This window comes from Pseudomonas syringae group sp. J309-1, assembly GCF_032582135.1.
Lineage (GTDB): Bacteria > Pseudomonadota > Gammaproteobacteria > Pseudomonadales > Pseudomonadaceae > Aquipseudomonas > Aquipseudomonas quasicaspiana.
Genome location: NZ_JAWHNU010000038.1, coordinates 34092 through 58152, shown reverse-complemented (window position 1 = coordinate 58152; position 24061 = coordinate 34092). Strand labels below are relative to the sequence as shown.

The window sequence follows — 24061 nt, the reverse complement described above, 5'->3', positions numbered from 1 at the left end:
GCTTCTCGCTCATACTTGCAGCCAAGACATTGAAGTCCACGCCATATATTGAATATGCAAAGAAGCCTTTTCAGGTTTCGATAAGGGTTCGTATGCGCAACAGCTCTCAGGCGGCTACACGATCAGGTTTTGCCAGGACCGCTTTACGTCGCGGCTTCATAGTCGCGGCTTTATCTTCGGCATCGATGTTGTACTCGACGTTGGCATCCGCATTGGGCATGGGCGATATCACCCTGCACTCGGCCCTCAATCAGCCGCTGAATGCTGAAATCGAATTGGTGGAAACCGCAGGCCTGAGTGCCGATGACATCGTCGCAAGACTGGCCTCGCCGGAAGAATTTGCCCGCGCGGGAGTCGACCGGGTGTTCTTCTTCAATGATTTTCGTTTCACGCCGGTCATCCGCGGTAATCGCGGCGTGATTCGCGTGGTATCAAGCAAACCGGTCACCGAGCCTTACTTGCAATTCCTGGTACAAGTCATACGGCCAGGCGGCGATATGCTGCATGAATACACGTTGCTGCTGGACCCGGCGACGTCTGAGCAGGGGCGTGCTGCGGTGGCGGGAAGGCCCCGGGCGTCCGCGACACCAGGCGCCGAGCAGTCACGAATGCCGGTTGCACCACCCGTGGCACTGGAAGGGAAGCGCTACTCGGTGGTGGGCGGAGATACGCTCAACTCCATCGCACGACGCATGCAGGGATCGGGCGGCAGTGCTTCGGCAGGACGACTTGCTGACGGTATCAAGGCGCTCAATCCTCAGGCCTTTCCTAACGGCGACAGCACGGCGCTGAAGGTCGGACAGAGTTTGTTGCTGCCTGATGCAGCAGTTTTGCCCAACAGTAATCCTGCGCCCGCATCAACAGCAGCAGCTCCGCAACCAACAGCCCAGGCCCAGCGTGGCGCTGAGCAGCTCGCCGTTTCAGCCATCGAAAATCAGCTGCTGACCAAGACCGTGGATGACCTGCGCGTTCAATTGGAGGGCATGCAGGCGTCCATTGATGGCAAGGACAAGCAGATAGTCAGCTTGCAGACCGAGTTGGCGGAGAGTCGTGGCGCCACGGCACAGCCTGCTCCAGCAGTACCCGCACCGGTCGATACGCCTGCCGCAGTGCCGACTGCCGGTCCACAGCCGCAGGAGGATTCTTTGCTGACCTCGCCGCTGCTGGTGGGTGCTCTGGCGATTCTGCTCTTGCTGCTCGTGCTTGCCTGGTCAGTGCAACGTAACCGGCGCAAGCAATCCATGCCCAAGCCAGCCGTCGTCGATCCAACCTTGAGTAACCCGGCCCGTGAGCCGGTTGTCCCGACTTACGACACGCCAGCCGCAGCCGCCAGAGTGCCAACGCCTGTTGTCACGGCTCCGGCGCCTTCACGCCCGGCCCCGGCCCGTGCGGCCGCAGGCAGTACCGATGCGCTGGATGGCGTCAGTATCTACATTGCTTATGGGCGGTTTGCCGAGGCCATGGGGATTTTGCGCGATGCGTTGGTCAAGCAGCCCGAGCGGACGGATATTCGTGTGCGCATTCTCGAGTTGCTGGCAGAGCAGGGGGACTCAGCAGGTTTTGCTCAGGAAGAACTGCTTGCTCTGGAGAATGGCGTGGACGCTGAACAGCTTCAGCAAATTCGATCACGTTATCCACAGCTCAAGCCCGCCGAGGAAGCTTCCAGTGTCACTCCGGTGGTACGTGCCGCAGCGCCCGTAGCGGCAGCAGTTGTTGCGGCCGAAGTTGCTAAAGAAGTTGCGAAAGACGAGCCCGCTCAGCTTGATGAGAATACCGCCGCAGCGGTCCATCCTGAACCTGCGTTCGATGATTTTCAGTTGAACCTGGATGACTTGTCGATGGATGCCGACTGGGATTTGGTGGATCCATTCGACAAGCCGGTGGCTGTGCGAGCTGAAGCACCGACAGAGCAGGTGACGGTTCACGAGCCCGAATTCTCGTCGAATCTCACCGAGCTGCCCGGCGTGGAGGAAATTCCGGATGATCGCTTCCTCAGTGATTTCCCTGAAGAAGAGGGGATCATCGAGTCAAACAGTGACGCTCTCGACGACTCATTCCTGGATGGCTTCATGGATGAGTCGGGCGAGTTCGACCTGCTTGATCTTGAAGAGGTCCCTCTGAGCAAGGTCAATCAGGCTCAAGTGCTGATCGATGAAGGCGATATCGAGGGCGCTCGCGAGCTGCTGCAGCAAGTGATTGATGAGTCTGATGACGAACACCAACAGACGGCTCGTGATCTCCTGGCCGGTTTGTAGGAGCCATCCCAGTGTTAATGGCTCCAGGCTGTCGAGAAGCAGACAGTGATGCTGCTGAAGCGAGGCTTGCCCGCGAACCGGGCGACTCGGTAAGTCAGACACACCGCATTATCGTTCTTCGCGGGCAAGCCTCGCTCCAACAGAACCGCTGTTAATTCAATTTGTAGTTAGTCCCTGAGATTCTTTCCATGTCTACCGTGAAACCTGAAATCGTCATCACCTACTGCACGCAATGCCAGTGGCTATTGCGCGCAGCATGGCTGGCTCAGGAGTTGCTCAGTACCTTTTCCGATGACTTGGGCAAGGTCTCACTGCAACCCGGGACTGGCGGTGTATTCATCATCACCTGTGACGGCGTGCAGTTATGGGAGCGAAAGGCCGATGGTGGATTCCCCGAGGCAAAGGTACTCAAGCAGCGGGTTCGTGATCAGATTGATCCTCAGCGTGATCTGGGGCACAACGACAAGACCATGCCGGTTCAGTGAGTCGTGGCTGCCTGAGGTTTTGTTTTACTGCTCATCAAGCCTGAAACCACAATGGCGATGATGATCAGTGCACCGCCCAGCAGCATGCTCAGGGTGGGAATTTCGGCAAATAGCAGCCAGGCGAAGGTGATGCCGTAAACCGGCTCCATCGCAAAAACCACCGCTGCAGTCCGCGCCTTGATCACTCCCAGACTGGCCACGAAAAGGCTGTGAGCCAAGCCGGTGCAGAACACGCCCAGTAGACCTATCCACAGCCAGTCCAGCGCAGGAACACTGCCCAGTTCAGGCGCGGCCATCGGCAGCAGGCACGCTGCAACGATCAGATTCTGATACAGCGCAGCCTGCACCGGCGGGACGTTTTTCGAGCTGACGCGATTGACCAGCGAAAGCAACGAAAAAGTCAGCCCGGAAAAAACTGCCCATAACAGACCGCTGGTGGCCTCACTGGCCAGATTGAATTCGGGTGTGACCAGCACCAGTCCGACACTGACCAGCACCACCAGAATGATTTCATTGCTGCGGATGCGTTCACGGAACAGTAGCCCTTCGAGTATCACCGTGAAGGCCGGGAAGCTGGCGAAGCCCAAAGTGGCGACAGCGACGCCGGCGACTTTCACCGCGATGAAAAAACTCACCCAGTGCGCGGCCAACAACACGCCTGCAAGTAACAGGCGCGCCCAATCGGCGCGCTGCAAGGTTTTCCATGCAGTATTGCTGGCAAAGCGGGCGAAGAACGCCAGGGCTATAACGGCGAAGATTCCGCGACCGAAGACAATGACGGAGGGTGATGCGCTGGCCAGTTTGCCGAAGACGCCAGTCAGGCCAAACATCAATGCGCCGATATGCAAGGCGCCCAAGGCGGAGCGGGGAGTCATGCTGATCCTTAGTCACTGCAATGCAGGTGGTCTGGAAAACGCACTGTCCAGCACCGAACGGGGTGTTGTCAGTAGTCGTTATGTCTGGTTGTTAACCAAATCCTGTGGGAGCGAATTCATTCGCGAAAGCGGTATTTCAGGCGATAAATTTTTGTCAGGAGTGCCTGCCTGTTCGCGAATGAATTCGCTCCCACTGGGCACCAGAGCATCCTGAAGATAGCCGTAATCCCGAACGGGTGTATGGTCGCCTCGCAGCAGTCTACCAGCGCCCGCCCTGAAGCATTCAGTCCAACTATTCCTGTGCATTGTCATGACATTGCCACAACCCGGTCACATTCGATTAACCGGCACCGGGCACTCTCATGCAAACCCAGCAGGAGATGGTTCATGACCAGTGCTCAGCTTGCCAAACCCAGCCGTAAGCAACGCGTTCGCACTTTGTGGATTTCCGATGTGCATTTGGGCACGCGGGATTGCCAGGCGGAACACCTGACCCACTTCCTCAAAGGCTATCAGGCTGACAAGGTCTATCTGGTCGGCGATATCATCGACGGCTGGAAGCTGCGGGGCGGCATGTATTGGCCACAGGCTCACACAAATGTGATCCGCCGCTTGCTGACCATGAGCAAACGCGGCACCGAGGTGATCTATGTCACCGGCAACCACGATGAGTTTTTGCGCCGCTATTCGAAACTGATTCTGGGCAATATCCATCTGGTGGATGAAGCCGAGCATGTCACTGCTGACGGGCGTCGTTTTCTGGTTATCCACGGCGACCAGTTTGACGTAATCACCCGCTATCACCGCTGGCTGGCGTTTCTGGGCGACTCGGCCTATGAATTCACCCTGACACTCAACCGCTGGCTGAACCACTGGCGGGCGAAGTATGGCTACGGTTACTGGTCTTTATCGGCTTATCTAAAGCACAAGGTGAAGACTGCCGTCAGTTTCATCAGTGACTTTGAAGAAGCCATCGCCCATGAGTGCGTCAAGCGCGGCCTGGATGGCGTGGTATGTGGGCATATCCACCATGCCGAGATGCGCAGGGTCGGTGGAGTGGAATACCTGAACTGCGGTGACTGGGTCGAATCCTGTACGGCGTTGATCGAGCATCTGGACGGCACTATTGAGCTGTTTCGGCTCGCGGATGCTCATCTCAAGCACAAGGAACCGCTTGCTGAGGAAGCGCTTGAGGCCAGCGAGCCGGTGGTCTAGAACGGTACCTTGCCCGTCAGCATGTCTCGGTACATCACAAAATCGCCCAGCAGACTGTAAAGCGGATGCTTGAACGTGGCAGGGCGGTTTTTCTCGAAGAAGAAATGGCCAACCCAGGCGAAGCCATATCCCGCCAGCGGCACGAGCCAGATCAGGCTCCAACTGCCGCTGCCAATCACAAAGGCCAGCAGGAAAATAACCAGACTGGTGCCCACGAAGTGCAGACGACGGCAGGCGCTGTCGCGGTGTTCCTGCAGATAGTAAGGGTAGAAATCGGCGAAGCGGGTAAACGACTTGGTGGTTTCCATGGCTGGAGTTCCTGATCGTTGGCGCTATTGGGTTTAATGTCAGCTGGCTTTGCGTCAGTTGACATTAAACGCCATTACGATCAGTGACGCCAGAATGCCGGAATGCACAGCACCAGCACGGTAATAATCTCAAGACGTCCCAGCAGCATGCCTCCTGACAGAATCCACTTCGCCGCGTCTGGCAGGGTGGCGAAGTTACCTGCCGGGCCGATGGTCTCACCCAGGCCAGGACCTACGCCGGACACGGTACTTGCAGCGCCGGTCAGTGCCGTCATCCAGTCGAGCCCCAGCAGCGACAGCAACAGGGCGATGCCGCAGATCGTGATGGTGAAGAAGAACGAGAACGTCAGGATCGAACGGACGATTTCGTCGTCCAGGCGGTGGCCGTTATACGTCTGCTTGAGCACTGCACGCGGGTGGATCAACTGATTGAGGTTGGCCTTGAGCAGAATGTAGGCTACCTGAAAGCGGAATATTTTCACGCCGCCAGCGGTGGAGCCGGAGCAGCCACCGATAAAGCCCAGGTAGAAAAAAAACATCAGCGCGAAGTTGCCCCACAGGCTGTAATCGCCGAGGGCGAAACCGGTGGTGGTTACGACGGATGTCACGTTCAGGGCCACGTGACGGAGTGCGTCGTACCATGGCAGATCAGTGGTCGCCCAGTACCACGCGCCCAGTACAAGCCAGGTAACCAGCAATAAACCCAACAGCCCGCGAACCTGTTCATCACGAAACAGGGCGCCGCGGTTACCCCGCAGGGTTGCCACATACAAGGTGAACGGCAGGCTACCGAGGATCATCACCACAATGGCGACCCAATGCACGGCAGGTTCCGGCCATTTGGCCAGGGACAGGTCAGAGGTGGAAAATCCGCCCGTCGAGATGGCAGACATGGCGTGGTTGATCGCATCGAACAGGCTCATGCCCGCCGCCCAGAAGGCCAGGCTGCCCAGCGCGGTAATGCTGACGTAGGCCAGTACGATGAACTTGGCCACCATGTGCGAGCGGGGCATGACCTTTTCCGAGCGGTCGGAAGATTCGGTCTGGAACAGGCGCATGCCACCGATACGCAGCAGGGGCAGAATGGCTACCGCCATGCCGATAAAGCCGATCCCGCCCAGCCAGTGAAGCATCGAGCGCCAGATGAGGATGCCCGGCGACATGGTGTCCAGGCCGCTGAGCACGGTAGAGCCGGTCGCGGTAATGCCGGACATGCTTTCAAAGAACGAGTCTGTGTAACTGATGTGCTGGGTGAGCAGAAACGGCAGGGCGGCGAACACGCAGACGACGATCCAGCTGGATACCGTCAGCAAGTACATGTCTCGCGGACGCAGATGCACGTGTTCCGGTCGTCCCGGAGTGATCAACGCAAGACCGGCCATGAACGTCAGCAGACTGGCCCACAGGAAAGATCGCAGGTCTTCAAAGCGATCGTAGATCACCAGGGTCACCATGGGCACGACCATGGCGATGGCCAGAGTGATCAGGAATATGCCGATAATGAAACCGATGATGCGAAGGGTCGGCAACGCCATGCAGTCACTCTGACTAGTTCGGGGAAAGGCGCCATTCTACCTGCGGCCCACGGCAAGTAAACCGTGGCCTGTACGCCGCAGTGTGTAAGTAATTGCCTCGGCAGTTCGTTATCCGGGTGCACAGGCTCTAGAATGGCCCATCATTTTTCAAGGAGGTAGCCCATGGAGGCGCTCGACGTATTGCTCAATCGTGTCTCGGTCCCGCGATTGATCGACCCGGCCCCGGATGCAGCCCAGCGCGAAATACTGTTCAGTGCCGCCATGCGCGCGCCGGATCACGGCCAGCTGCGGCCATTCCGTTTTATCACCGTGGAAGGCGCAGCCCGTGAGCGTATGGGGGACTTGCTTGCCCAGGCGTTGCAGGCCAGCGGATCGGAAGTGACCCCGCAAGCATTGGACAAAGCACGTCTTGGTCCATTGCGCGCGCCGCTGGTGGTGGTTGTCGTTGCCCGTCTGCAGGATCACTACAAGGTGCCGAAGGCTGAGCAACTGATTACTGCGGGCTGTGCGGCCCATAGCGTGTTGCTGGCGTCCTACGCGCTGGGCGTCGGGGCGGTGTGGCGTACCGGCGAGTTGTCGTATTCACCACTCGTCGCCAAAGGTTTCGGCCTGGCGGATGACGAAGAAGTGATCGCCTTCCTGTATCTGGGCACGCCACAGAACCCGCCACGGGTTGCTGCGAAAGTGGATGTGGTAGATTTTGTGAGTGAGTGGCAGGGTTAGGGCTGAGTTGGTACTGGACTGAAAACGTTATCCCTGTGGGAGCGAATTTATTCGCGAAGAGGCCAGTACATTCGATGCAATTTCGTCGGCTGTAACATTGCCTTCGCGAATGAATTCGCTCCCACACAGTCTGCACAGATCCGGGTTTTCCACACGCCCCGTTCTATTACTGCCCCGAACCCGCTGGCTCCGCTGGCAAATCAATAATCGCCAGAAACCCGCCCTCGGGATGATTACCCAGAATCAATTCCCCGCCATGACGTTGCGCGGCGCGACGAGCAATTGCCAGACCCAGGCCGTGCCCCGGTGCGGCCTGGCCGGGGGCGCGGTAAAACGGCTCGCCCAGTTGCGTCAGGTGCTCAGCCGCTACGCCAGGTCCATGATCGCGCACACTCAGCTGTAGCCGGTCGCCGACCCGTTTTGCCTGAATGTCTATCGGCTTGCCAGCCGGGTTGAAGCGCAAAGCGTTACGCAACAGATTGTCAGTGGCCCGCTCAATCATGTCAGGCCAGCCCTGCAGATGCAGATTGGGCTCAACGCTCACGGCGATTTGTTGATCGTTACCGTCCAGATTTGCATCGTTCTTGAGGCGCAGAAGCAATGCGTTGAGATCAATAGGCTCAGCGCTGCTCAGTTGCGCATCAAGGCGTGCCAGAGCGAGGATTTCGCTGATCAGCGCTTCCAGACGATCACATTCGCGGCTGAGGCGCGGCCAGAGCTTTTCCCGTTCGGCCGGTTCCGCCCGTTCTGCCAGCGCCAGTGCGATACGCAAACGGGCCAGTGGCGAGCGCAATTCATGGGACACATCGCGCAGCAACTGGCGCTGACTGCCGATCAGACTCTGCAGCCGCGCGCCCATGCGATTGAAGTCAGTGGCCAACACGCCGAATTCATCCCGGCGATTCGCCAGTTGCGCGAGGCTGTTTTGTTGATAAGTGGTTTGCCCAAGATCATGCACCGCGCCGCGCAAACGGCTGAGGGGGCGAGTGATGGACAAGGTCACCAGCAGGCTGAACAAGGTCAGCACCACCAGGGCAATACCCAGCGCGCTGAGCGGCCACATCAGGCTGTCGCGGTGCCACGCATCCAGCTCCGGGTGAGGGATGCGATAGATGAACAGGTAGGTTTCGCCGGTTTTTTCGCTGGTGTATTCCGTCGTCAGGCGACGCCACGGAAGCGGTCCTGGATTATCGCCCTGACGGGCTTCAAGTGCCGCAGCACGAGGTGAGAGAGTACCCCGTACCACCGGATCGCCAACATCGTTGAGGACCTGAACATCTATGTGCTTTTTGCGTTTGAGGCTTTGCAGGTAGTCCTGTGCGGCGTCCGCACCCTGGTTTTCATACTGCTCGGTCCACTTTTGCGGCAGATGACTCAGCAGCGGGTGACGGCTGAGGATCCACGCGTCTTGATTAAGCATGTGGCCGAGCAGGATCGACAGCCCTGCAACCAGGGCAATGGCCAGCCAGAAGCTAGCCAGAATTCGCCAGAACAATGAACGCACGGGACAACCTCAAATAGGAAAACCCGGCACGCTTGGGGAGTGCCGGGTTCAGGTGGATCAGTAGCTTACTGGGCTTTTTGCGCTTTTTGCGCCTTCCACGCTTCGAATTCAGCGCGTTCGGCCATTTTTGCTGCGCGCTCTTTCTGCATTTCGTCGAATTCCTTCTGCTGGTCAGGCTTGAGCAGCGCACGGATATCGCTATCGGTTTTGGTGCGCTTGGCGTCCAGTTCGTCTTTCATGGCTTTCTGGTCAGCTGGCGACAGCTTGGCCAGATACTTTTCAGTGATGTCCTTGCGGTCGTGCATTCGCTCGCCCATCAGTTTGCCGATCTGTTGGCGCTGTTCGGGGGTCAGGTCCAGCTTGCCGAAGGGGCCGCGGTCATGGTGCATGCCAGCACGTGGACCGTCAGGGCCTGGACCGAAACCAGGGCCATCGCCAGGTGCAGCCATTGCAACGGTAGGCAGGGCAGCAGCGAACATCAAAGCGATCAGAGTCTTGCGCATGGTGTATCTCCTTGTCTCGAATCCGGCTCGTTGCCGGTTGAGGCCAGTTTAGGGAGATCAAGGTCAAGAGCGGTCAGGCTACTGTAAAGCCTTGGTAAAGAGGGGAAGTGACTGGGCTGACATATAGAATTTAACTTGGGGGATGTTGTGGGAGCAGAGCTTGCTCGCGATAAGGCTGGACGCGGTTTATTGTCGATCGCGGTGCCCTTATCGCGAGCAAGCTCTGCTCCCACACGAGCTCTGCCACATAAGCACTGTTCCTGCCGGGATGCAGCGCCCAAGTGACTACACGCTGTAGTAATAACCCCGGCTACGCAACGCCACTATTCGCGGACGGCCGTCAGGATGCGGGCCGATTTTCTTGCGCAGGTTACTCACGTGCATGTCCAGGCTACGGTCATAAAGGGTCAGTTTGCGCCCCAGCGCCAGTTGCGCCAGTTCCTGCTTGTCCAGTGGTTCACCCGGTTGGCGCAGCAAAGCTTCGAGCAAACGGCTTTCCGACATGGTAAGGACCAGTTCCTGATCGTTGATGATCGCCACGCCGCGCACCGGGCTGAAACTCAGGTCGCCGAGTTCAAGCTGGGTCGACACGGCCGTCGGATGGCTGCGACGCAGCACGGCGCGCAGGCGAGCGGTCAGTTCGCGAGGGTCGCAGGGTTTGGCCAGGTAGTCATCGGCGCCCAGTTCCAGTCCCAGAATCCGGTCCAGCGGCTCACCACGGGCCGAGAGCATCAATACCGGCAGATCAGGGTGATCGTTGCGCAATTGCTTGAGTAATTCCAGGCCGCTGCCGTCCGGAAGCATGACGTCCAGAACCACCGCCGCTGGCGCGGATTCGGCGAGGGCGCGACGGGCACTTTGGCCGTCATGGCAGGCACGAACCAGAAAACCTTCCTGGCTCAACCAGCTACTCAGAAGCTCACACAGCTCCTGATCATCATCAATAAGTAACAGCTCGCTCATGTCTCACTCAATTTAGCCACTGTCGACGCTGCTTACGTCCACCGCGGGCAAAGATACCGCACAGGAGGGCTATCAGCGCAACACCCCCTCCGGTGACGAACCATTGTTGCTGTTCACTCAGGATACGTTGCGGTTCAGCCGATTGTGCTTCTTTGAGCTGCAACTTGAGCCTTTGGTTCTCTTGACGCAGACGACTGAGCTGGGCGCTCTCGCGGGCGGCGTCGGCGTTCTGTACCTGTTTGAGAAGATCTTCGCGCTGGCGCTCACTTTCCTTGAGACGCTGTTGGAGATCACTGATCTGAGCAGCAGTGGTCGGCAGCGGCAACGCATAGGAGTTACCCGAACCACTTGTTTCCTCGGCCTGGGCCGCCGTGGCACCCATTACCAATACAGCAATCAGCAGACATGCCCGCATCTGAACTCCTGTTTCCGCGTCCGTGTTTTCGACGACCGCATTTCTGGGCGGCAGTATTTTTATAGAACATTCAGCAGGTTGTCGGCAGGGCGTTGAGAATGATTAGCGTCAGAGGGGGAGAATCTGTAATCGCTGCCCTGGGCTGGCAGCGATTACGACACGATGCAGGCGGGAATGCTTAAGGCAGCACTTTCTTGAAAGGCTTCACGACGACATTGGCGTACACGCCAGCTATTACGAAAGGATCCGCCTCGGCCCAGCTTTTTGCCGCGCTCAGGGATTCGAACTCGGCAACGATCAGGCTACCGGAGAAGCCTGCTGCGCCAGGGTCGTTGCTGTCCACCGCCGGGTTGGGGCCTGCCAGAATCAGACGGCCTTCATCTTTGAGCGCATTGAGGCGATCCAGATGGGCAGGACGTACGCTCAGGCGTTTTTCCAGGGAGTTTTCGACGTCTGTGGCAATGATTGCGTAGAGCATGTCAGTCCTCGGTTTTTGTCGTTGGCGGCGGGGAAGCCGGGTCTTGCATGTGTTTGGCAAGGTACAGGCCCTGAGCGATCAGGAACACCAGGGTCATGCCCAGGCTGCCGAATACTTTGAAGTCCACCCAGAATTCCTGATAAGTGAACGCCACATAAAGGTTGGCCGCACCGCAGAACAGGAAGAAGATGATCCAGGCGATGTTCAGTCTGGTCCAGATTGGCTTCGGCAGACTCAGCGCGTGCCCCATGATGCGCTGGATCAACGGGCGGTCGCCGATGAAGTGGCTACCGGCAAATGCCAGCGCGAACAGCCAGTTCACCACCGGGGCTTTCCATTTGAGAAAAGTCTCGCTGTGGAAGGCCAGGGTCAGGCTACCGAACACCAGACAGGCAACCAGTGTCAGCCACTGGCTTTTTTCCAGCTTGCCCTGTTTGAAAAACAGAATGCCGTAGACCACCACCGAACTGATGATCAACATGGCGGTCGCACTGAAAATACCGCCCAGCGTGTAAGTGTTGCCGAGGATTTCGACAGCACGAGGCTCTATTTTGTAGACGATGAAAAACAGCAGCAGCGGGATGAAGTCGATGAATTGTTTCACAATGGCAGCCAGAAGCAGGATGTGACGGCATAATAACAAACATCAATGACAGCGAAAGCGCTACCTATGAATGTTGACTTGCACTGCCACAGCACCGCCTCCGATGGCGCACTTGCGCCTACGGCTCTGGTTGCCCGTGCTTACGAGAATGGCGTGCGCGTCCTTTCCCTGACGGATCACGACACCCTCGAAGGCCTGGAAGAAGCCCGTACTGCGGCGCTTTCACTGGGTATGCAACTGGTAAACGGGGTTGAGCTTTCCTGCACCTGGGGCGGTGCGACCATCCATATTCTGGGCTACGGCTTTGCGATGGATGCACCGGCTCTGGTGGCGGCTATTGCTCGTTTGCATGACGGCCGCTGGTTGCGGGCCGAAGAAATCAGTCGCAAATTGGCGATCAAAGGTATGCCCGGGGCGCTGGAAGGTGCTCGGGCCATCCAGCAGGAGCTCGGCGACAGCGGCAATGCACCGGCTCGTCCGCACTTCGCGGACTTCATGGTGCGCGCCGGTTTCGTCAAGGACCGCGCCGAGGCTTTTCGTAAATGGCTGGGGGCGGGCAAACTGGGCGATGTGAAACAACATTGGCCTACGCTGGAAGAAACCGTCGGCACCTTGCGGGAATCCGGGGCCTGGGTCAGTCTTGCGCACCCCGTGCATTATGATTTCACCCGTAGTAAGCGTCGTAAGCTGGTCGCCGCGTTTATTGAAGCGGGCGGTCATGCGATTGAAGTAGTCAATGGCCTGCAACCTGCCGAACAGGTTGGAACCCTGGCCATTCTGGCGCGTGAATTTGGCCTGCTGGTGTCTGCCGGCAGTGACTTCCATGCTCCTGGTGGCTGGTCCGAGATAGGCACCTATCGTCCTGTGCCCGAAGACCTGCCGCCCCTTTGGTCCCGGTTCAAACATGATCAGTCTACTGCTGCCTTCTGAACAGGAAGATACCGTGAGTCAATTTTTCCAGGTCCACCCGGAGAACCCGCAAGCGCGCCTGATCAAACAGGCCGTGGAAATTATCAAAGCGGGCGGTTTGGTGATCTATCCCACTGATTCGTCATACGCATTGGGCTGCCAGCTCGGCGATAAAAGCGCCATCGAGCGCATTCGCCGTCTTCGGCAACTGGACGACAAGCACAACTTCACGTTGATGTGCTGTGATCTGTCCCAGCTGGGGCTGTTCGCGAAAGTCGATACCGGTGCCTTTCGGGCGCTCAAGGCCCATACGCCGGGCCCGTACACGTTCATCCTCAACGCTACCCGCGAAGTGCCGAGGCTGATTCTGCACCCCAAGCGCCGGACCATCGGCCTGCGGGTACCGAAGCACCCCATCGCTCAGGCGTTGCTGGAAGAGCTGGGCGAGCCGCTGATGAGTGTCAGCCTCATCCTGCCGGGGGAAAGCGTGCCGATGAGCGATCCCTATGAAATGCGCCAGACCCTTGAGCGTCAGGTCGATCTGATCATCGATGGCGGCATGGGCGGTATTTCTGCCTCGACAGTGATCAATCTGACCGGTGACGAGCCTGAAGTGGTCCGTGTCGGTTGCGGCGACCCTTCACCTTTCGGTGTCGAGGTTTAATGAGCAGCGTAGAAGCCGTCGACAGTCAGGCCGACGCTCAGCAGGAACTGCCGTTCGCCATGGTCTACGGCCAGGCGGTCACGCAGATGCCGATGGATCTGTACATTCCGCCGGATGCGCTGGAAGTCTTTCTGGAGGCGTTCGAAGGTCCACTGGACTTGCTGCTGTACCTGATCCGCAAGCAGAACATCGACATCCTTGATATCCCGGTGGCCGAAATCACCAAGCAGTACATGGGCTACGTCGAGCTGATGAAGACGGTGCGCCTGGAACTGGCTGCCGAATATCTGGTGATGGCCGCCATGCTGGCCGAGATCAAGTCGCGCATGCTGCTGCCGCGTTCTGCCGAGGCAGAGCAGGAGGAAGATGACCCGCGCGCCGAGCTGATCCGTCGTCTGCAGGAATACGAGCGTTTCAAGGTGGCCGCCGAAGGTATCGACCAGTTGAACCGTGTCGGTCGTGACGTCGTCGTGCCCAAACTTGATGCGCCTGAAGCGCGGGCCCGCAAGCTGTTGCCGGAAGTCAGCCTCGAAGAGTTATTGATGTCCATGGCGGAAGTGCTGCGCCGTGGCGACATGTTTGAAAGCCACCAGGTCAGCCGCGAAGCGCTTTCCACCCGTGAGCGCATGAGTGATGTGCTGGAACGACTCAAAGGTGGCGGCTTTGTGCCGTTTGCCGAGCTGTTTACTGCCGAAGAGGGGCGCCTGGGTGTCGTCGTGACTTTTATGGCCGTTCTGGAACTGGTCAAGGAGTCACTGGTGGAGTTGGTACAGAACGAACCGTTTGCAGTCATCCATGTGCGGGCGCGAGCCGAATAAGAGCTGATCAATGAATCTCAACGAACCCCGCGAGCTGGCTCCGCTGCTCGAAGCTTTTCTGTTGGCCTCGGGTAAGCCGCAATCGCTGGAGCGTCTCTACGAGTTGTTCGAAGAGGGCGAGCGCCCTGAGCCGCCGGTGTTCAAGAAAGCCCTGCACTTGCTGGGTAAATCCTGCGAGGGCAGGGCTTTCGAGCTCAAGGAAGTGGCCTCCGGTTATCGCCTGCAGATTCGCGAAAAGTTTTCCCCTTGGGTCGGTCGTCTCTGGGAAGAGCGTCCGCAGCGCTATTCCCGAGCCATGCTGGAAACCATGGCGTTGATTGCCTACCGTCAACCGATCACTCGGGGTGAAATCGAGGATGTGCGCGGCGTGGCAGTCAACAGCCATATTGTGAAGACCCTGCTGGAGCGCGAGTGGATCAGGGTGGTCGGTTATCGCGAAGTCCCGGGCAAGCCTGCGATGTTTGCCACCACCAAGGCGTTTCTTGATCACTTCAACCTGAAAAATCTCGACGACCTGCCGCCGCTGGCTGATCTGCGTGAGCTGGAGCCGGACCCGGTTCTGGATTTCGAAGACGCTCCGGTGCCTGCGCATCTGCAAGCTCTTGCGGACGCCAGCGCCGATCCTGACGCCAAGCCCGAGCCGCCGAGGGACGAAACCAGCTTCCGCAGCTTATTGGTCGAACTCGACTCGATGGAGCAGGGTCTGAAGATCGACTTTGATGATTTGCTGCCGGATGAGGCGGATAAAAAGCCAGAGGACGATACCGATCCCCTGTAGGAGCTGCCGAAGGCTGCGAAGCAGTGCCTCAGACAAACCGCTTTCGCAGCCTTCGGCAGCTCCTGCAGGTCAAACAGCGTTCATTCATGCAGGGCACGACTCATGAGCGATACCAAGAACCCCTGCATCAGCCTTTGTAAATTCGACGCCGATATCTGCATCGGCTGTGGCCGCAGCAAGAAAGAAATCAAGGCCTGGAAGAAGATGGACAAGGACGAGCGCCGTGACGTGCTGAAAGAAGCTGCCGTTCGCATGAAGGCTTTTAAAGGTGCCGGTCGGCGGAAAAAGAAGTAAGGCGCAAATTTTCGTCTAGCGTCTAATGCGCAAAGCGTTATGTGAGCGTATCATTCGCGACCTTTTGGCGATTCTGCTCGTGATGAGTTTAGCGCCAGAAGTTTTTCAGTATTACGCCTCGTGGCTATCCACAGCCCAGGCAACAGGTTGCGCCGGTCCTCGGCGTCCCCTGAATCGACACACCGGGAGGTGCCCAGATGAGTGAACAAGACAAGCAGGACAGCCAGGAAATCGGACCCGCAGGCGAAAAGCTGCAGAAGGTCCTGGCACGTATTGGCGTAGGCTCGCGTCGCGACGTTGAAGCCTGGATCAGCCAGGGCCGGATCAAGGTCAATGGCAAGGACGCGACCCTCGGTCAACGCGTCGATCTGCACGATGCGATTACCGTTGACGGCCGCGTCATCAAACGCGAAGAGGCCGCCGAAACGGTGCGCCGCGTCATCATGTACAACAAACCGGACGGTGAAATCTGTACCCGTGACGACCCTGAAGGTCGCCCGACGGTGTTCGATCGCCTGCCGCGTCCAAAAGAAGGCCGTTGGGTCAACATCGGTCGTCTGGACATCAACACCACCGGTCTGCTGATGTTCACCACCGATGGTGAGCTGGCGAACCGCCTGATGCACCCGTCCTTCGAAATGGACCGTGAATACGCTGTGCGTGTACGTGGCGAAGTGGACGATGACATGATCGCGCGGCTCAAGGCTGGCGTAGTTCTTGAAGACGGTCCGGCTCGTTTCACCGATATTCAGCAAGCGCCGGGCGGTGAAGGCTTCAACCACTGGTATCACTGCGTGGTGATGGAAGGTCGTAACCGTGAAGTGCGTCGTCTGTGGGAATCCCAGGGCCTGGTGGTCAGCCGTCTGAAGCGCGTGCGTTACGGACCGGTGTTCCTCAATTCCGACCTGCCGATGGGTCGCTGGCGCGAAATGAGCCAGTACGAGGTGGACATCCTCAGCGCTGAAGTGGGTCTCACACCCGTGGCTCAGCCGCAGATGAACGCCAAGACCAAGGACAAGATGGAGCGCTTGCAGCGTCAGTCGTCTCGTCCATTGGGCAAAGGCGAGCGCGTGCGCACCCTGCGTCCGGCCAAGGACGGTGCTCCGACTGGCGAGCGTGCTCCACGTCAGCCGCAAGTGACCGGCAGTGACCGTGATCGCGCCCAGCGTCCAGCCGCACCGCGTACGGATTCCGGCCGTGGTCAGCGCAACGACCCTAACAAGTCGGCGCCACGCACGCCACGTCCAGCCAGTGGTCGCAGTGATACTCGCAACGACCACAGCCGTGGCACGCCAGTGGCTGAGCGTCCAAGTGACATGAACAAGCGTCCGGCCAAGCCGTCGCCGAAACGTCCGGGTATCACCCTGGTCGATGACGCACCGTCCGGCAAACGCCGTGGTCCGGCATCGGGTTCGGGTCAGCGCCCGGGTTTCGGTCGTCGCAAGCCGCAGTAAACCTCAGCAGTCAGAAGAAACGCCCCTCGCAAGACGGGCGTTTTTTTTCGCCCCCGACATATGCCGCCTAAGACCTTGTGACACTTGATCCCGACGTATTCACCTGGCTGAGCTAAGCCGTAAGGGGACCTTCGACGTTATCGGGATGAGCTTCTTATGCGCACAGGGATGTTCGCGCTGGCCTTGGGTTTGTTGGCTTTACGCTTCTTGCCGGCATTGCCCCCGGTGTGGGTGTTGCTGTGCATGCCAGTGCTGGCCTTGATGCTGTTGCCCTTTCGCACGTACCCGGTGGCTTTCTTTTTATTCGGATTCACCTGGGCATGCGTTTCGGCTCAATGGGCACTGGATGATCGTCTTTCACCAAGGCTGGACGGCCAGACCGTGTGGTTACAAGGCAAGGTCGTCGGTTTGCCTGCCGTTGCCGAAGGCGTAGTGCGCTTTGAGCTGGAAGACCTGCAATCTCGACGCTTTAAATTGCCGGAGCGCGTGCGCGTGGCCTGGTATGGCGGCCCGGAAATTCGCAGTGGCGAGCGCTGGCGTCTGGCGGTCAAGCTCAAGCGCCCCGGCGGATTGGCCAATCCACATGCTTTTGATTACGAGGCCTGGCTGCTGGCCCAGCGTATCGGCGCTACAGGCACAGTCGCCGATGGACAGCAGCTGGCATTTGCCCGTTCAGGCTGGCGGGATGTGATACGCCAGCGTTTGCTGGCGGTTGATGCGCAGGGTCGTGAAGGCGGTCTGGCCGCGCTGGTTCTGGGTGATGGCTCGGGACTCAGCGCGGTCGACTGGCAGATCCTGCAAGACACCGGCACCGTGCATCTTCTGGTCATATCCGGGCAGCACGTGGGGTTGCTGGCCGCTGTGATGTACGCGCTGATCGCAGGCCTGGCACGTTGGGGATTATGGCCGCGCGCGCTGCCTTGGTTGCCATGGGCGTGCGGACTGGCGTTCATTGCCGCGCTGGGGTACGGCTTGCTCGCGGGCTTTGAAGTGCCGGTACGCCGGGCGTGCGTGATGGTCGGCATGGTCTTGCTTTGGCGGTTGCGTTTTCGGCATCTAGGGGCTGTCTTGCCGCTGCTGCTGTCGCTGAATGCCGTGCTGGTGTTCGAGGCGTTGGCCAGTTTGCAGCCGGGTTTCTGGCTGTCCTTTATCGCTGTTGCAATCCTGATTCTGATATTTGGCGGGCGGCTGGGTGCCTGGAGTTGGCTGCAAAGCTGGACCCGCGCCCAGTGGTTGATCGCCATTGGTTTGTTGCCGGTGTTGCTGGCGCTGAATCTGCCCATCAGTTTGAGTGGTCCGTTTGCCAATCTTGTCGCGGTGCCTTGGGTGAGTTTTCTGATCCTCCCGCCTGCGCTGCTCGGGACCTTGCTGCTGCCGGTTCCTTATCTGGGTGAAGGGCTGTTGTGGCTGGCGGGTGGTGCGCTGGAATGGTTGTTCAGATTTCTCGGGTGGGTCGCCGAGTGGTTGCCCGCCTGGGTGCCGACTGCCATGCCGCTATGGGCCTGGGTATTGAGTCTGCTGGGCGGTGTGTTGTTGCTGTTGCCCAGCGGCGTGCCGTTACGAGGGCTGGGTTGGCCGATGTTGCTGCTTTGCGTGTTCCCGCCCTTGAAAAACGTGCCTCATGGTCAAGTCGACGTCCTGCATCTAGACGTGGGGCAGGGGTTGGCGATTCTCTTGCGCACGCGACATCACGCGCTCCTGTACGACGCCGGGCCGCGCTTTGGCGAGTTTGATATAGGTCAACGGGTGGTGTTGCCCGCCATCCGCAAGAGCGGCGTGCGCCAGCTTGATGTGATGCTGATCAGCCATGCCGACGCCGACCATGCCGGTGGTGCGCAGGCGGTTCATCAAGGCTTGCCGGTCAAGCGGGTGCTGGGGGGCGAGCTGGAAAGGCTGCCGCCGTCGCTGAAAGCGCAACTCTGCGTCAATGACGAACGCTGGGAGTGGGACGGTGTGGTGTTTTCAACCTGGCGCTGGAGTGATGCCCGAGAGGGGAATCAGGCTTCGTGTGTGTTAATGGTCGATGCCCGGGGCGAACGTTTGTTGCTGACAGGGGATATTGATGCCGAAGCCGAACAGGCCCTGATCGACACTGGTCTTGATGTACGTGCCAACTGGTTGCAAGCGCCGCACCACGGCAGCCGTACCTCCTCCTCGAAAAGCCTTCTGCGTGCGGTCGCTCCTGATGGTGTGTTGATCTCCCGAGGGCGCAATAATGCCTTCGGGCACCCGCATCCGCTGGTCATGGCGCGCTATCAATGGTTCGGTATTCCCACCTGGGACAGCGCCGACCTGGGTGCCATCAGCCTGCAACTCGGTACGTTCGACAAACCCCGTTCACAGCGGGCCGAGAGGCGATTCTGGCGTGACTGACGCAAGGATATCGATCGCAGGCTTCGGTGAGTCGCCGACCCTATGTTAGAGTGGCGCCAATTTTTCGAGGGAGTCGTCACTGTGTGGGAACTGGTCAAATCTGGCGGCTGGATGATGCTGCCGATCATTCTGAGTTCCATTGCTGCGGTCGGCATTATCATCGAGCGCCTCTGGACCCTTCGTGCTAGCCGCATTACCCCGCCGCATCTGGTAGGGCAAGTCTGGCAATGGATTCAGGACAAGAAACTCGACAAGGAAAAACTCAAGCAACTGCGTGCAGATTCCCCTCTGGGTGAAATCCTTGCTGCAGGCCTGGCCAATTCACGGCATGGCCGCGAAATCATGAAAGAGTGCATTGAAGAGGCCGCCGCACGGGTCATTCATGATCTGGAGCGCTACCTCAGTGCGCTTGGCTCCATCGCTGCCATGGCCCCTTTGCTGGGCCTGCTGGGTACGGTGTTGGGCATGATCGACATTTTTGGTTCGTTCAACGCCACCGGCAATACAGCCAATGCCTCGGTACTGGCTGGCGGTATTTCCAAAGCGCTGATCTGTACGGCGTCGGGCCTGATCGTCGCGATTCCGGCGATCTTCTTCCACCGTTACCTGCAAAGCCGGGTCGACGAGCTGGTGGTCGGCATGGAACAGGAAGCCATCAAGCTGGTGGAAGTGGTGCAGGGCGATCGCGAAGTCGACCTGAACGATCCGAAAATTGACCTCAAGTCGCAGGCCCGGGGCGAGGGTCGTAAAAAGTGAAGTTTCGTCGTCGCAAGGCCAGAGAGACCATCGACATCAACCTCGTATCGTTGATCGATGTGGTGTTCATTCTGCTGCTGTTCTTCATCGTGACCACTACCTTCACTCGCGAAACCCAGTTGCGCGTCGACCTGCCGCAAGCGGTGACCGGCGCTCCGGAAACCGATGCCGATCTCAAGCATCTGGACATCACCATCAACGCTGACGGCGTCTTTTCGGTGAACAACCAGTTGCTACCAAAAAACGACCTGCAGACCCTGATCGATGCGCTTCAGCGTGAATCTGCCGGTGATACCAGTCTGCCGCTGTCGATCAGTGCCGATGGTAAAACCCCGCATCAGTCGGTGATCACCGCCATGGACGCTGCAGGCAAGCTGGGTTTCAGCCACCTGCGCATGACCACGGTCGAAGCTGCACCCGCTAACTGATGGCCTTTTCTGATCGTTTGCTCGACGCCTGGTACAAAGGCCATCCGGCGCTGACGCTGTTGCGTCCGCTGGAGAGCCTTTATCGGCGAGTCGTGCAGGGCAGGCGTGAGCGTTTTCTGGCGGGGCAGGGCGAGATATACAAGGCGCCTGTGCCTCTCGTGGTCGTGGGTAATATAACTATTGGTGGCACCGGCAAGACCCCGCTGATCCTGTGGATGATCGAACATTGTCACCGCCGCGGCTTGCGGGTCGGCGTGGTCAGCCGTGGTTACGGTGCCAAACCGCCGAGCCTGCCGTGGCGCGTGACCGCAGAGCAAAGCGCTGCAGAGGCGGGGGATGAACCCCTGCTGATCGTGCAGCGCAGCGGCGTACCGTTGATGATTGATCCGGATCGCAGTCGTGCGGTGCAAGCACTGCTCGACAGTGAGCCGCTGGACCTGATTCTTTCCGATGACGGCTTGCAGCATTATCGGCTGGCGCGGGATCTTGAGCTGGTGCTGATCGATGCTGCCCGTGGGCTGGGTAACCGACGATGTCTGCCCGCTGGTCCGCTGCGCGAACCTGTGGAACGTCTCCAGAGCGTCGATGCCTTGCTCTACAACGGAGCCAGTGCTGATCGTGACGACGGCTATGCCTTTCAGCTGCAACCGTCGGCGCTGGTCAATCTGCGCAGCGGCGAGCGCCAAGAGCTGGATTTCTTCCCGGCCGGGCAGGCGATTCACGCCGTGGCCGGTATCGGTAATCCCCAGCGTTTCTTCAATACCCTTGAAGGGCTACACTGGCGACCGGTCACCCACGCGTTTGCCGACCATGCTGTTTTCAGTGCTCAGGCGCTGACCTTTTCTCCGGCGCTGCCAGTTGTCATGACCGAAAAGGATGCCGTGAAATGCCGGTCCTTCGCGGCGGACGACTGGTGGTACCTGGCTGTGGATGCCGTGCCATCCGATGCTTTTGTCAGCTGGTTCGATTCGCAGTTGTTACGTCTTTTGCCATGATTCGCTCAGGATTTCTTATGGACACCAAATTACTCGACATCCTCGCTTGCCCTGTCTGCAAGGGGCCGCTGAAACTCAGTGCCGATAAAACCGAGCTGATCAGCAAAGGCGCAGGCCTGGCTTTTCCGATTCGCGATGGCATTCCGGTGATGCTGGAAAGTGAAGCGCGCACGCTGTCCACCGACGAGCGTCTGGACAAATGACCGCAGTGTTCACCGTTGTCATCCCGGCGCGTTTCGGGTCCAGCCGTTTTCCGGGCAAACCGCTCAAAGAGATCGCTGGCAAGCCGATGATCCAGCATGTCTGGGAACAGGCACGTAAAAGCAGCGCGGCGCGGGTTGTGGTCGCCACTGACGATGCGCGTATCGTTGAGGCCTGCAAGGCTTTTGGTGCGGAAGTACTGTTGACCCGTGAGGATCACAACTCCGGCACTGACCGCCTGGCGGAAGTCGCCACGCAATTGGGCCTGGAAGCGGACGCCATCGTGGTCAACGTCCAGGGTGATGAACCGATGATCCCGCCTGCGGTGATTGATCAGGTCGCTGCCAATCTTGCGGCTCACCCTGAAGCGCGCATGTCCACCCTGGCAGAGCCTATTGATGACGTGGCGGCGCTGTTCAACCCGAACGTCGTAAAAGTGGTTTCCGATATCAATGGTCTGGCGCTGACCTTCAGTCGCGCGCCGTTGCCTTGGGCGCGGGATGCCTTGGCCAGAGATCGAGAGCAATTGCCTGCGGGCGTACCGTATCGTCGGCATATCGGTATCTACGCTTATCGTGCAGGTTTCCTGCATGATTTCGTCAGTTGGGGCCCTTGCTGGCTCGAAGACACGGAAAATCTCGAGCAGCTGCGTGCGCTCTGGCACGGCATACGAATTCACGTTGCCGACGCCCTGGAAGCCCCGCCAGCCGGTGTTGATACCCCGGAAGACCTTGAGCGCGTGCGCCGCCTGCTGGAGGTTTGACGTTGCAATTGCAGTCCGCTGTTTCACTCAAGCCGTTCAACACCTTTGGCGTTGATGTCACTGCGCAGCTGTTTGCCGAAGCCCATAACGACGACGATGTGCGCCAGGCTCTGGCCTACAGCGTGGAGCATCACCTGCCATTGATGGTCATCGGCGGTGGCAGCAACTTGCTGCTGACCGGTGACGTTCAGGCACTGGTACTGCGCATGGCCAGCCGTGGAATCCGGATCGTCCGGGAGGATTGCAAGCACGCGGTCATTGAGGCCGAAGCAGGCGAACCTTGGCATCCGTTCGTGCAGTCGTGCCTGGATTTGGGGCTCGCGGGGCTGGAAAATCTCAGTCTGATTCCCGGTACGGTCGGTGCTGCGCCCATGCAGAACATCGGTGCTTATGGGGTCGAGATCAAGGATGTGTTTCATAGCCTGACTGCGCTTGACCGCCAGACTGGCGAGCTGCGCGAATTCTCTCTTGAGGAATGTGCGTTCGGTTATCGCGACAGCCTGTTCAAGCATGAAACCGGCCGCTGGGTGATTCTGCGTGTTCGTTTCACCCTCAATTTCAGTGCCGAGTTGCATCTGGACTACGGTCCTGTGCGCCAACGCCTGGAAGAGCAGGGCATTCAGCAACCGACGCCTCGCGACGTTAGCAACGCTATTTGTGCCATTCGCAGTGAAAAACTGCCGGATCCAGCGGTGCTGGGTAACGCGGGCAGTTTCTTCAAGAATCCGCTGGTGCCTGCCGCATTGGCTGAACAGATTCGGCTCAAGCACCCCGCGCTGGTGGGTTATCCACAACCTGACGGTCAGGTGAAGCTCGCAGCAGGCTGGCTTATAGAGCAGGCTGGCTGGAAGGGCTACCGTGAAGGCGACGCTGGCGTGCATCGTTTGCAATCGCTGGTGCTGGTCAATTACGGTCAGGCCACGGGCTTGCAGTTGCATGCTTTGGCCGAGCGTATTCAGGCGGACATTGCCAAGCGCTTCGGTGTGGAGCTTGAAATGGAACCTAATCTTTATTGAGCTGAATTAAAAAAGATGGTTGTAGGAGCGCACGCAAAAACTACTGTAAGTGTTGTGTAGTCATCACCTATACCCTGGAAGGGAGTAACCATGACCAACACTGTGTGCGCCATCGTGCTCGCTGCCGGAGAGGGTCGTCGGTTTCAAGCCATTGCCGGAAAAGGTCAGAGCAAGCTGCTGGCTCGCTGCATTGGTCGTGACGGAGTCGTGCGTCCGGTGCTGGAACAGACCCTCGTCAACCTGCAAGGGGTTGTCGACAAGACCCTGGTGATTACCCGACCTGATTGCCTAAAGGTCATCGCACTTGCCCATCAATACAACTGCGAGCTGTCCATGCTGGCTTCAGCGGGTATGGGCGACAGCATCGCTGCAGCGGTGGCTGCCGAGCCTGATCATCGTGCCTGGTTGATCGTTCTGGGTGACATGCCGTTCATCCTGCCTCAGACCCTGCATAACATCGTTGCCTCAATGGAGGACGGTCAGATTTCTGTGCCTGTGGTAAACGGCGAGCGGGGTCATCCGGTGGGTTTTGGTCGTCGATATGGTCCCGCGCTGATGGAGCTGACTGGCGATCAGGGCGCACGACGGCTGTTCAAGGATGGCTGCGTTCAGCAGGTAGAGGTCGATGATCCTGGTGTGCTGTGGGATGTAGACGTGCCAGAGCGGTTGGTGTTTGTTCGTTGATGGATCATCTACAGGTTGATCTCAACCCTGTAGGAGCGCGCTTGCCCGCGATGCGGTGTCTCAGC

27 protein-coding genes are annotated in these 24061 nt (G+C 58.8%); 18 read left to right on the top strand and 9 right to left on the bottom strand.

From position 1 onward, the window contains the following. The first annotated feature begins 218 nt into the window (after window positions 1-218). Entirely contained in the window at window positions 219-2255 is a 2037-nt protein-coding gene (locus tag RX972_RS19290) for a FimV/HubP family polar landmark protein (protein ID WP_316877643.1), read from the top strand. A gap of 188 nt (window positions 2256-2443) precedes the next feature. After that, a complete protein-coding gene (locus tag RX972_RS19285) occupies window positions 2444-2740 on the top strand; it encodes a SelT/SelW/SelH family protein (protein ID WP_255877568.1) in 297 nt (98 codons plus the stop codon). Here the strand turns inward: RX972_RS19285 and RX972_RS19280 are convergent. Continuing rightward, window positions 2734-3615: a DMT family transporter gene (locus RX972_RS19280; protein ID WP_231665712.1), complete on the bottom strand. Its 882-nt coding sequence runs from the start codon at window positions 3613-3615 to the stop codon at window positions 2734-2736. The two genes, RX972_RS19285 and RX972_RS19280, sit on opposite strands and share 7 nt — an antisense overlap. Before the next feature lie 387 nt (window positions 3616-4002). Between RX972_RS19280 and RX972_RS19275 the strand changes: the two genes are divergently transcribed. Next, complete coding sequence (locus RX972_RS19275) at window positions 4003-4830, top strand: UDP-2,3-diacylglucosamine diphosphatase (protein ID WP_027900050.1); 828 nt, start codon at window positions 4003-4005, stop codon at window positions 4828-4830. Here the strand turns inward: RX972_RS19275 and RX972_RS19270 are convergent. Both RX972_RS19270 and RX972_RS19265 read right to left on the bottom strand, forming a co-directional pair. Further along, window positions 4827-5138 carry a DUF962 domain-containing protein gene (locus tag RX972_RS19270; RefSeq protein ID WP_027900049.1) on the bottom strand — a complete coding sequence of 104 codons (312 nt, stop codon included), beginning with the start codon at window positions 5136-5138 and terminating at the stop codon, window positions 4827-4829. The two genes, RX972_RS19275 and RX972_RS19270, sit on opposite strands and share 4 nt — an antisense overlap. Window positions 5139-5218: 80 nt before the next feature. Continuing rightward, window positions 5219-6673, bottom strand: coding sequence for a TrkH family potassium uptake protein (locus RX972_RS19265; RefSeq protein ID WP_027900048.1), 1455 nt, complete (start codon window positions 6671-6673; stop codon window positions 5219-5221). A gap of 162 nt (window positions 6674-6835) precedes the next feature. Between RX972_RS19265 and RX972_RS19260 the strand changes: the two genes are divergently transcribed. Beyond that, window positions 6836-7396: a nitroreductase family protein gene (locus RX972_RS19260; protein ID WP_027900047.1), complete on the top strand. Its 561-nt coding sequence runs from the start codon at window positions 6836-6838 to the stop codon at window positions 7394-7396. A 166-nt stretch (window positions 7397-7562) separates the two neighbouring features. Here RX972_RS19260 and RX972_RS19255 read toward each other — a convergent pair whose 3' ends face one another. The 6 genes from RX972_RS19255 to RX972_RS19230 all read right to left on the bottom strand — a co-directional run bounded on the left by RX972_RS19255 (window position 7563) and on the right by RX972_RS19230 (window position 11863). After that, window positions 7563-8900 carry a HAMP domain-containing sensor histidine kinase gene (locus RX972_RS19255; protein ID WP_316877642.1) on the bottom strand — a complete coding sequence of 446 codons (1338 nt, stop codon included), beginning with the start codon at window positions 8898-8900 and terminating at the stop codon, window positions 7563-7565. Window positions 8901-8965: 65 nt separating this feature from the next. Further along, entirely contained in the window at window positions 8966-9403 is a 438-nt protein-coding gene (locus tag RX972_RS19250) for an LTXXQ domain protein (RefSeq protein ID WP_027900045.1), read from the bottom strand. Between the two features lie 285 nt (window positions 9404-9688). Continuing rightward, window positions 9689-10366: a response regulator transcription factor gene (locus tag RX972_RS19245; protein ID WP_027898172.1), complete on the bottom strand. Its 678-nt coding sequence runs from the start codon at window positions 10364-10366 to the stop codon at window positions 9689-9691. A 7-nt stretch (window positions 10367-10373) separates the two neighbouring features. Next, entirely contained in the window at window positions 10374-10781 is a 408-nt protein-coding gene (locus tag RX972_RS19240) for a translation initiation factor 2 (RefSeq protein WP_231665714.1), read from the bottom strand. Between the two features lie 178 nt (window positions 10782-10959). After that, window positions 10960-11259 (bottom strand): YciI family protein, encoded by a 300-nt coding sequence (locus RX972_RS19235; RefSeq protein WP_099269603.1) that lies wholly within the window; start codon window positions 11257-11259, stop codon window positions 10960-10962. A gap of 1 nt (window position 11260) precedes the next feature. Further along, window positions 11261-11863: a septation protein A gene (locus tag RX972_RS19230; RefSeq protein WP_027898169.1), complete on the bottom strand. Its 603-nt coding sequence runs from the start codon at window positions 11861-11863 to the stop codon at window positions 11261-11263. A gap of 66 nt (window positions 11864-11929) precedes the next feature. Here RX972_RS19230 and RX972_RS19225 point away from each other — a divergent pair, with 66 nt between their 5' ends. The 14 genes from RX972_RS19225 to RX972_RS19160 all read left to right on the top strand — a co-directional run bounded on the left by RX972_RS19225 (window position 11930) and on the right by RX972_RS19160 (window position 23996). Then, window positions 11930-12793: a PHP domain-containing protein gene (locus RX972_RS19225; protein ID WP_027898168.1), complete on the top strand. Its 864-nt coding sequence runs from the start codon at window positions 11930-11932 to the stop codon at window positions 12791-12793. Window positions 12794-12806: 13 nt separating this feature from the next. Next, on the top strand, window positions 12807-13436 hold the full coding sequence (locus tag RX972_RS19220) for an L-threonylcarbamoyladenylate synthase (RefSeq protein ID WP_027898167.1): 630 nt from the start codon (window positions 12807-12809) through the stop codon (window positions 13434-13436). A gap of 119 nt (window positions 13437-13555) precedes the next feature. Then, entirely contained in the window at window positions 13556-14254 is a 699-nt protein-coding gene (locus RX972_RS19215; RefSeq protein ID WP_176560658.1) for a segregation and condensation protein A, read from the top strand. Between the two features lie 10 nt (window positions 14255-14264). Next, window positions 14265-15032: an SMC-Scp complex subunit ScpB gene (gene scpB / locus RX972_RS19210; protein WP_316877641.1), complete on the top strand. Its 768-nt coding sequence runs from the start codon at window positions 14265-14267 to the stop codon at window positions 15030-15032. Between the two features lie 102 nt (window positions 15033-15134). Further along, complete coding sequence (locus RX972_RS19205; protein WP_027898767.1) at window positions 15135-15326, top strand: DUF1289 domain-containing protein; 192 nt, start codon at window positions 15135-15137, stop codon at window positions 15324-15326. 197 nt (window positions 15327-15523) lie between these two features. Next, window positions 15524-16780: a 23S rRNA pseudouridine(2605) synthase RluB gene (gene rluB / locus RX972_RS19200; RefSeq protein WP_316877640.1), complete on the top strand. Its 1257-nt coding sequence runs from the start codon at window positions 15524-15526 to the stop codon at window positions 16778-16780. Between the two features lie 156 nt (window positions 16781-16936). Further along, window positions 16937-19153, top strand: coding sequence for a DNA internalization-related competence protein ComEC/Rec2 (locus RX972_RS19195; RefSeq protein ID WP_316877639.1), 2217 nt, complete (start codon window positions 16937-16939; stop codon window positions 19151-19153). A gap of 81 nt (window positions 19154-19234) precedes the next feature. Further along, the gene (locus tag RX972_RS19190) at window positions 19235-19909 is read left to right on the top strand and encodes a MotA/TolQ/ExbB proton channel family protein (protein WP_027898764.1); all 675 of its coding nucleotides are present in this window, start codon (window positions 19235-19237) and stop codon (window positions 19907-19909) included. Continuing rightward, complete coding sequence (locus RX972_RS19185) at window positions 19906-20337, top strand: biopolymer transporter ExbD (protein ID WP_316877638.1); 432 nt, start codon at window positions 19906-19908, stop codon at window positions 20335-20337. The genes RX972_RS19190 and RX972_RS19185 overlap by 4 nt, the downstream gene beginning before the upstream one ends. After that, window positions 20337-21332 (top strand): tetraacyldisaccharide 4'-kinase, encoded by a 996-nt coding sequence (gene lpxK, locus RX972_RS19180; protein WP_316877637.1) that lies wholly within the window; start codon window positions 20337-20339, stop codon window positions 21330-21332. Before RX972_RS19185 ends, lpxK begins: the two co-directional genes overlap by 1 nt. Window positions 21333-21349: 17 nt before the next feature. Next, a complete protein-coding gene (locus tag RX972_RS19175) occupies window positions 21350-21535 on the top strand; it encodes a Trm112 family protein (RefSeq protein ID WP_027898761.1) in 186 nt (61 codons plus the stop codon). Then, window positions 21532-22296, top strand: coding sequence for a 3-deoxy-manno-octulosonate cytidylyltransferase (kdsB, locus tag RX972_RS19170; RefSeq protein ID WP_099269609.1), 765 nt, complete (start codon window positions 21532-21534; stop codon window positions 22294-22296). The genes RX972_RS19175 and kdsB overlap by 4 nt, the downstream gene beginning before the upstream one ends. Further along, the gene (murB, locus tag RX972_RS19165; protein ID WP_316877636.1) at window positions 22293-23312 is read left to right on the top strand and encodes a UDP-N-acetylmuramate dehydrogenase; all 1020 of its coding nucleotides are present in this window, start codon (window positions 22293-22295) and stop codon (window positions 23310-23312) included. Before kdsB ends, murB begins: the two co-directional genes overlap by 4 nt. A gap of 90 nt (window positions 23313-23402) precedes the next feature. Continuing rightward, entirely contained in the window at window positions 23403-23996 is a 594-nt protein-coding gene (locus RX972_RS19160; RefSeq protein WP_316877635.1) for a nucleotidyltransferase family protein, read from the top strand. Window positions 23997-24061 lie beyond the last annotated feature (65 nt).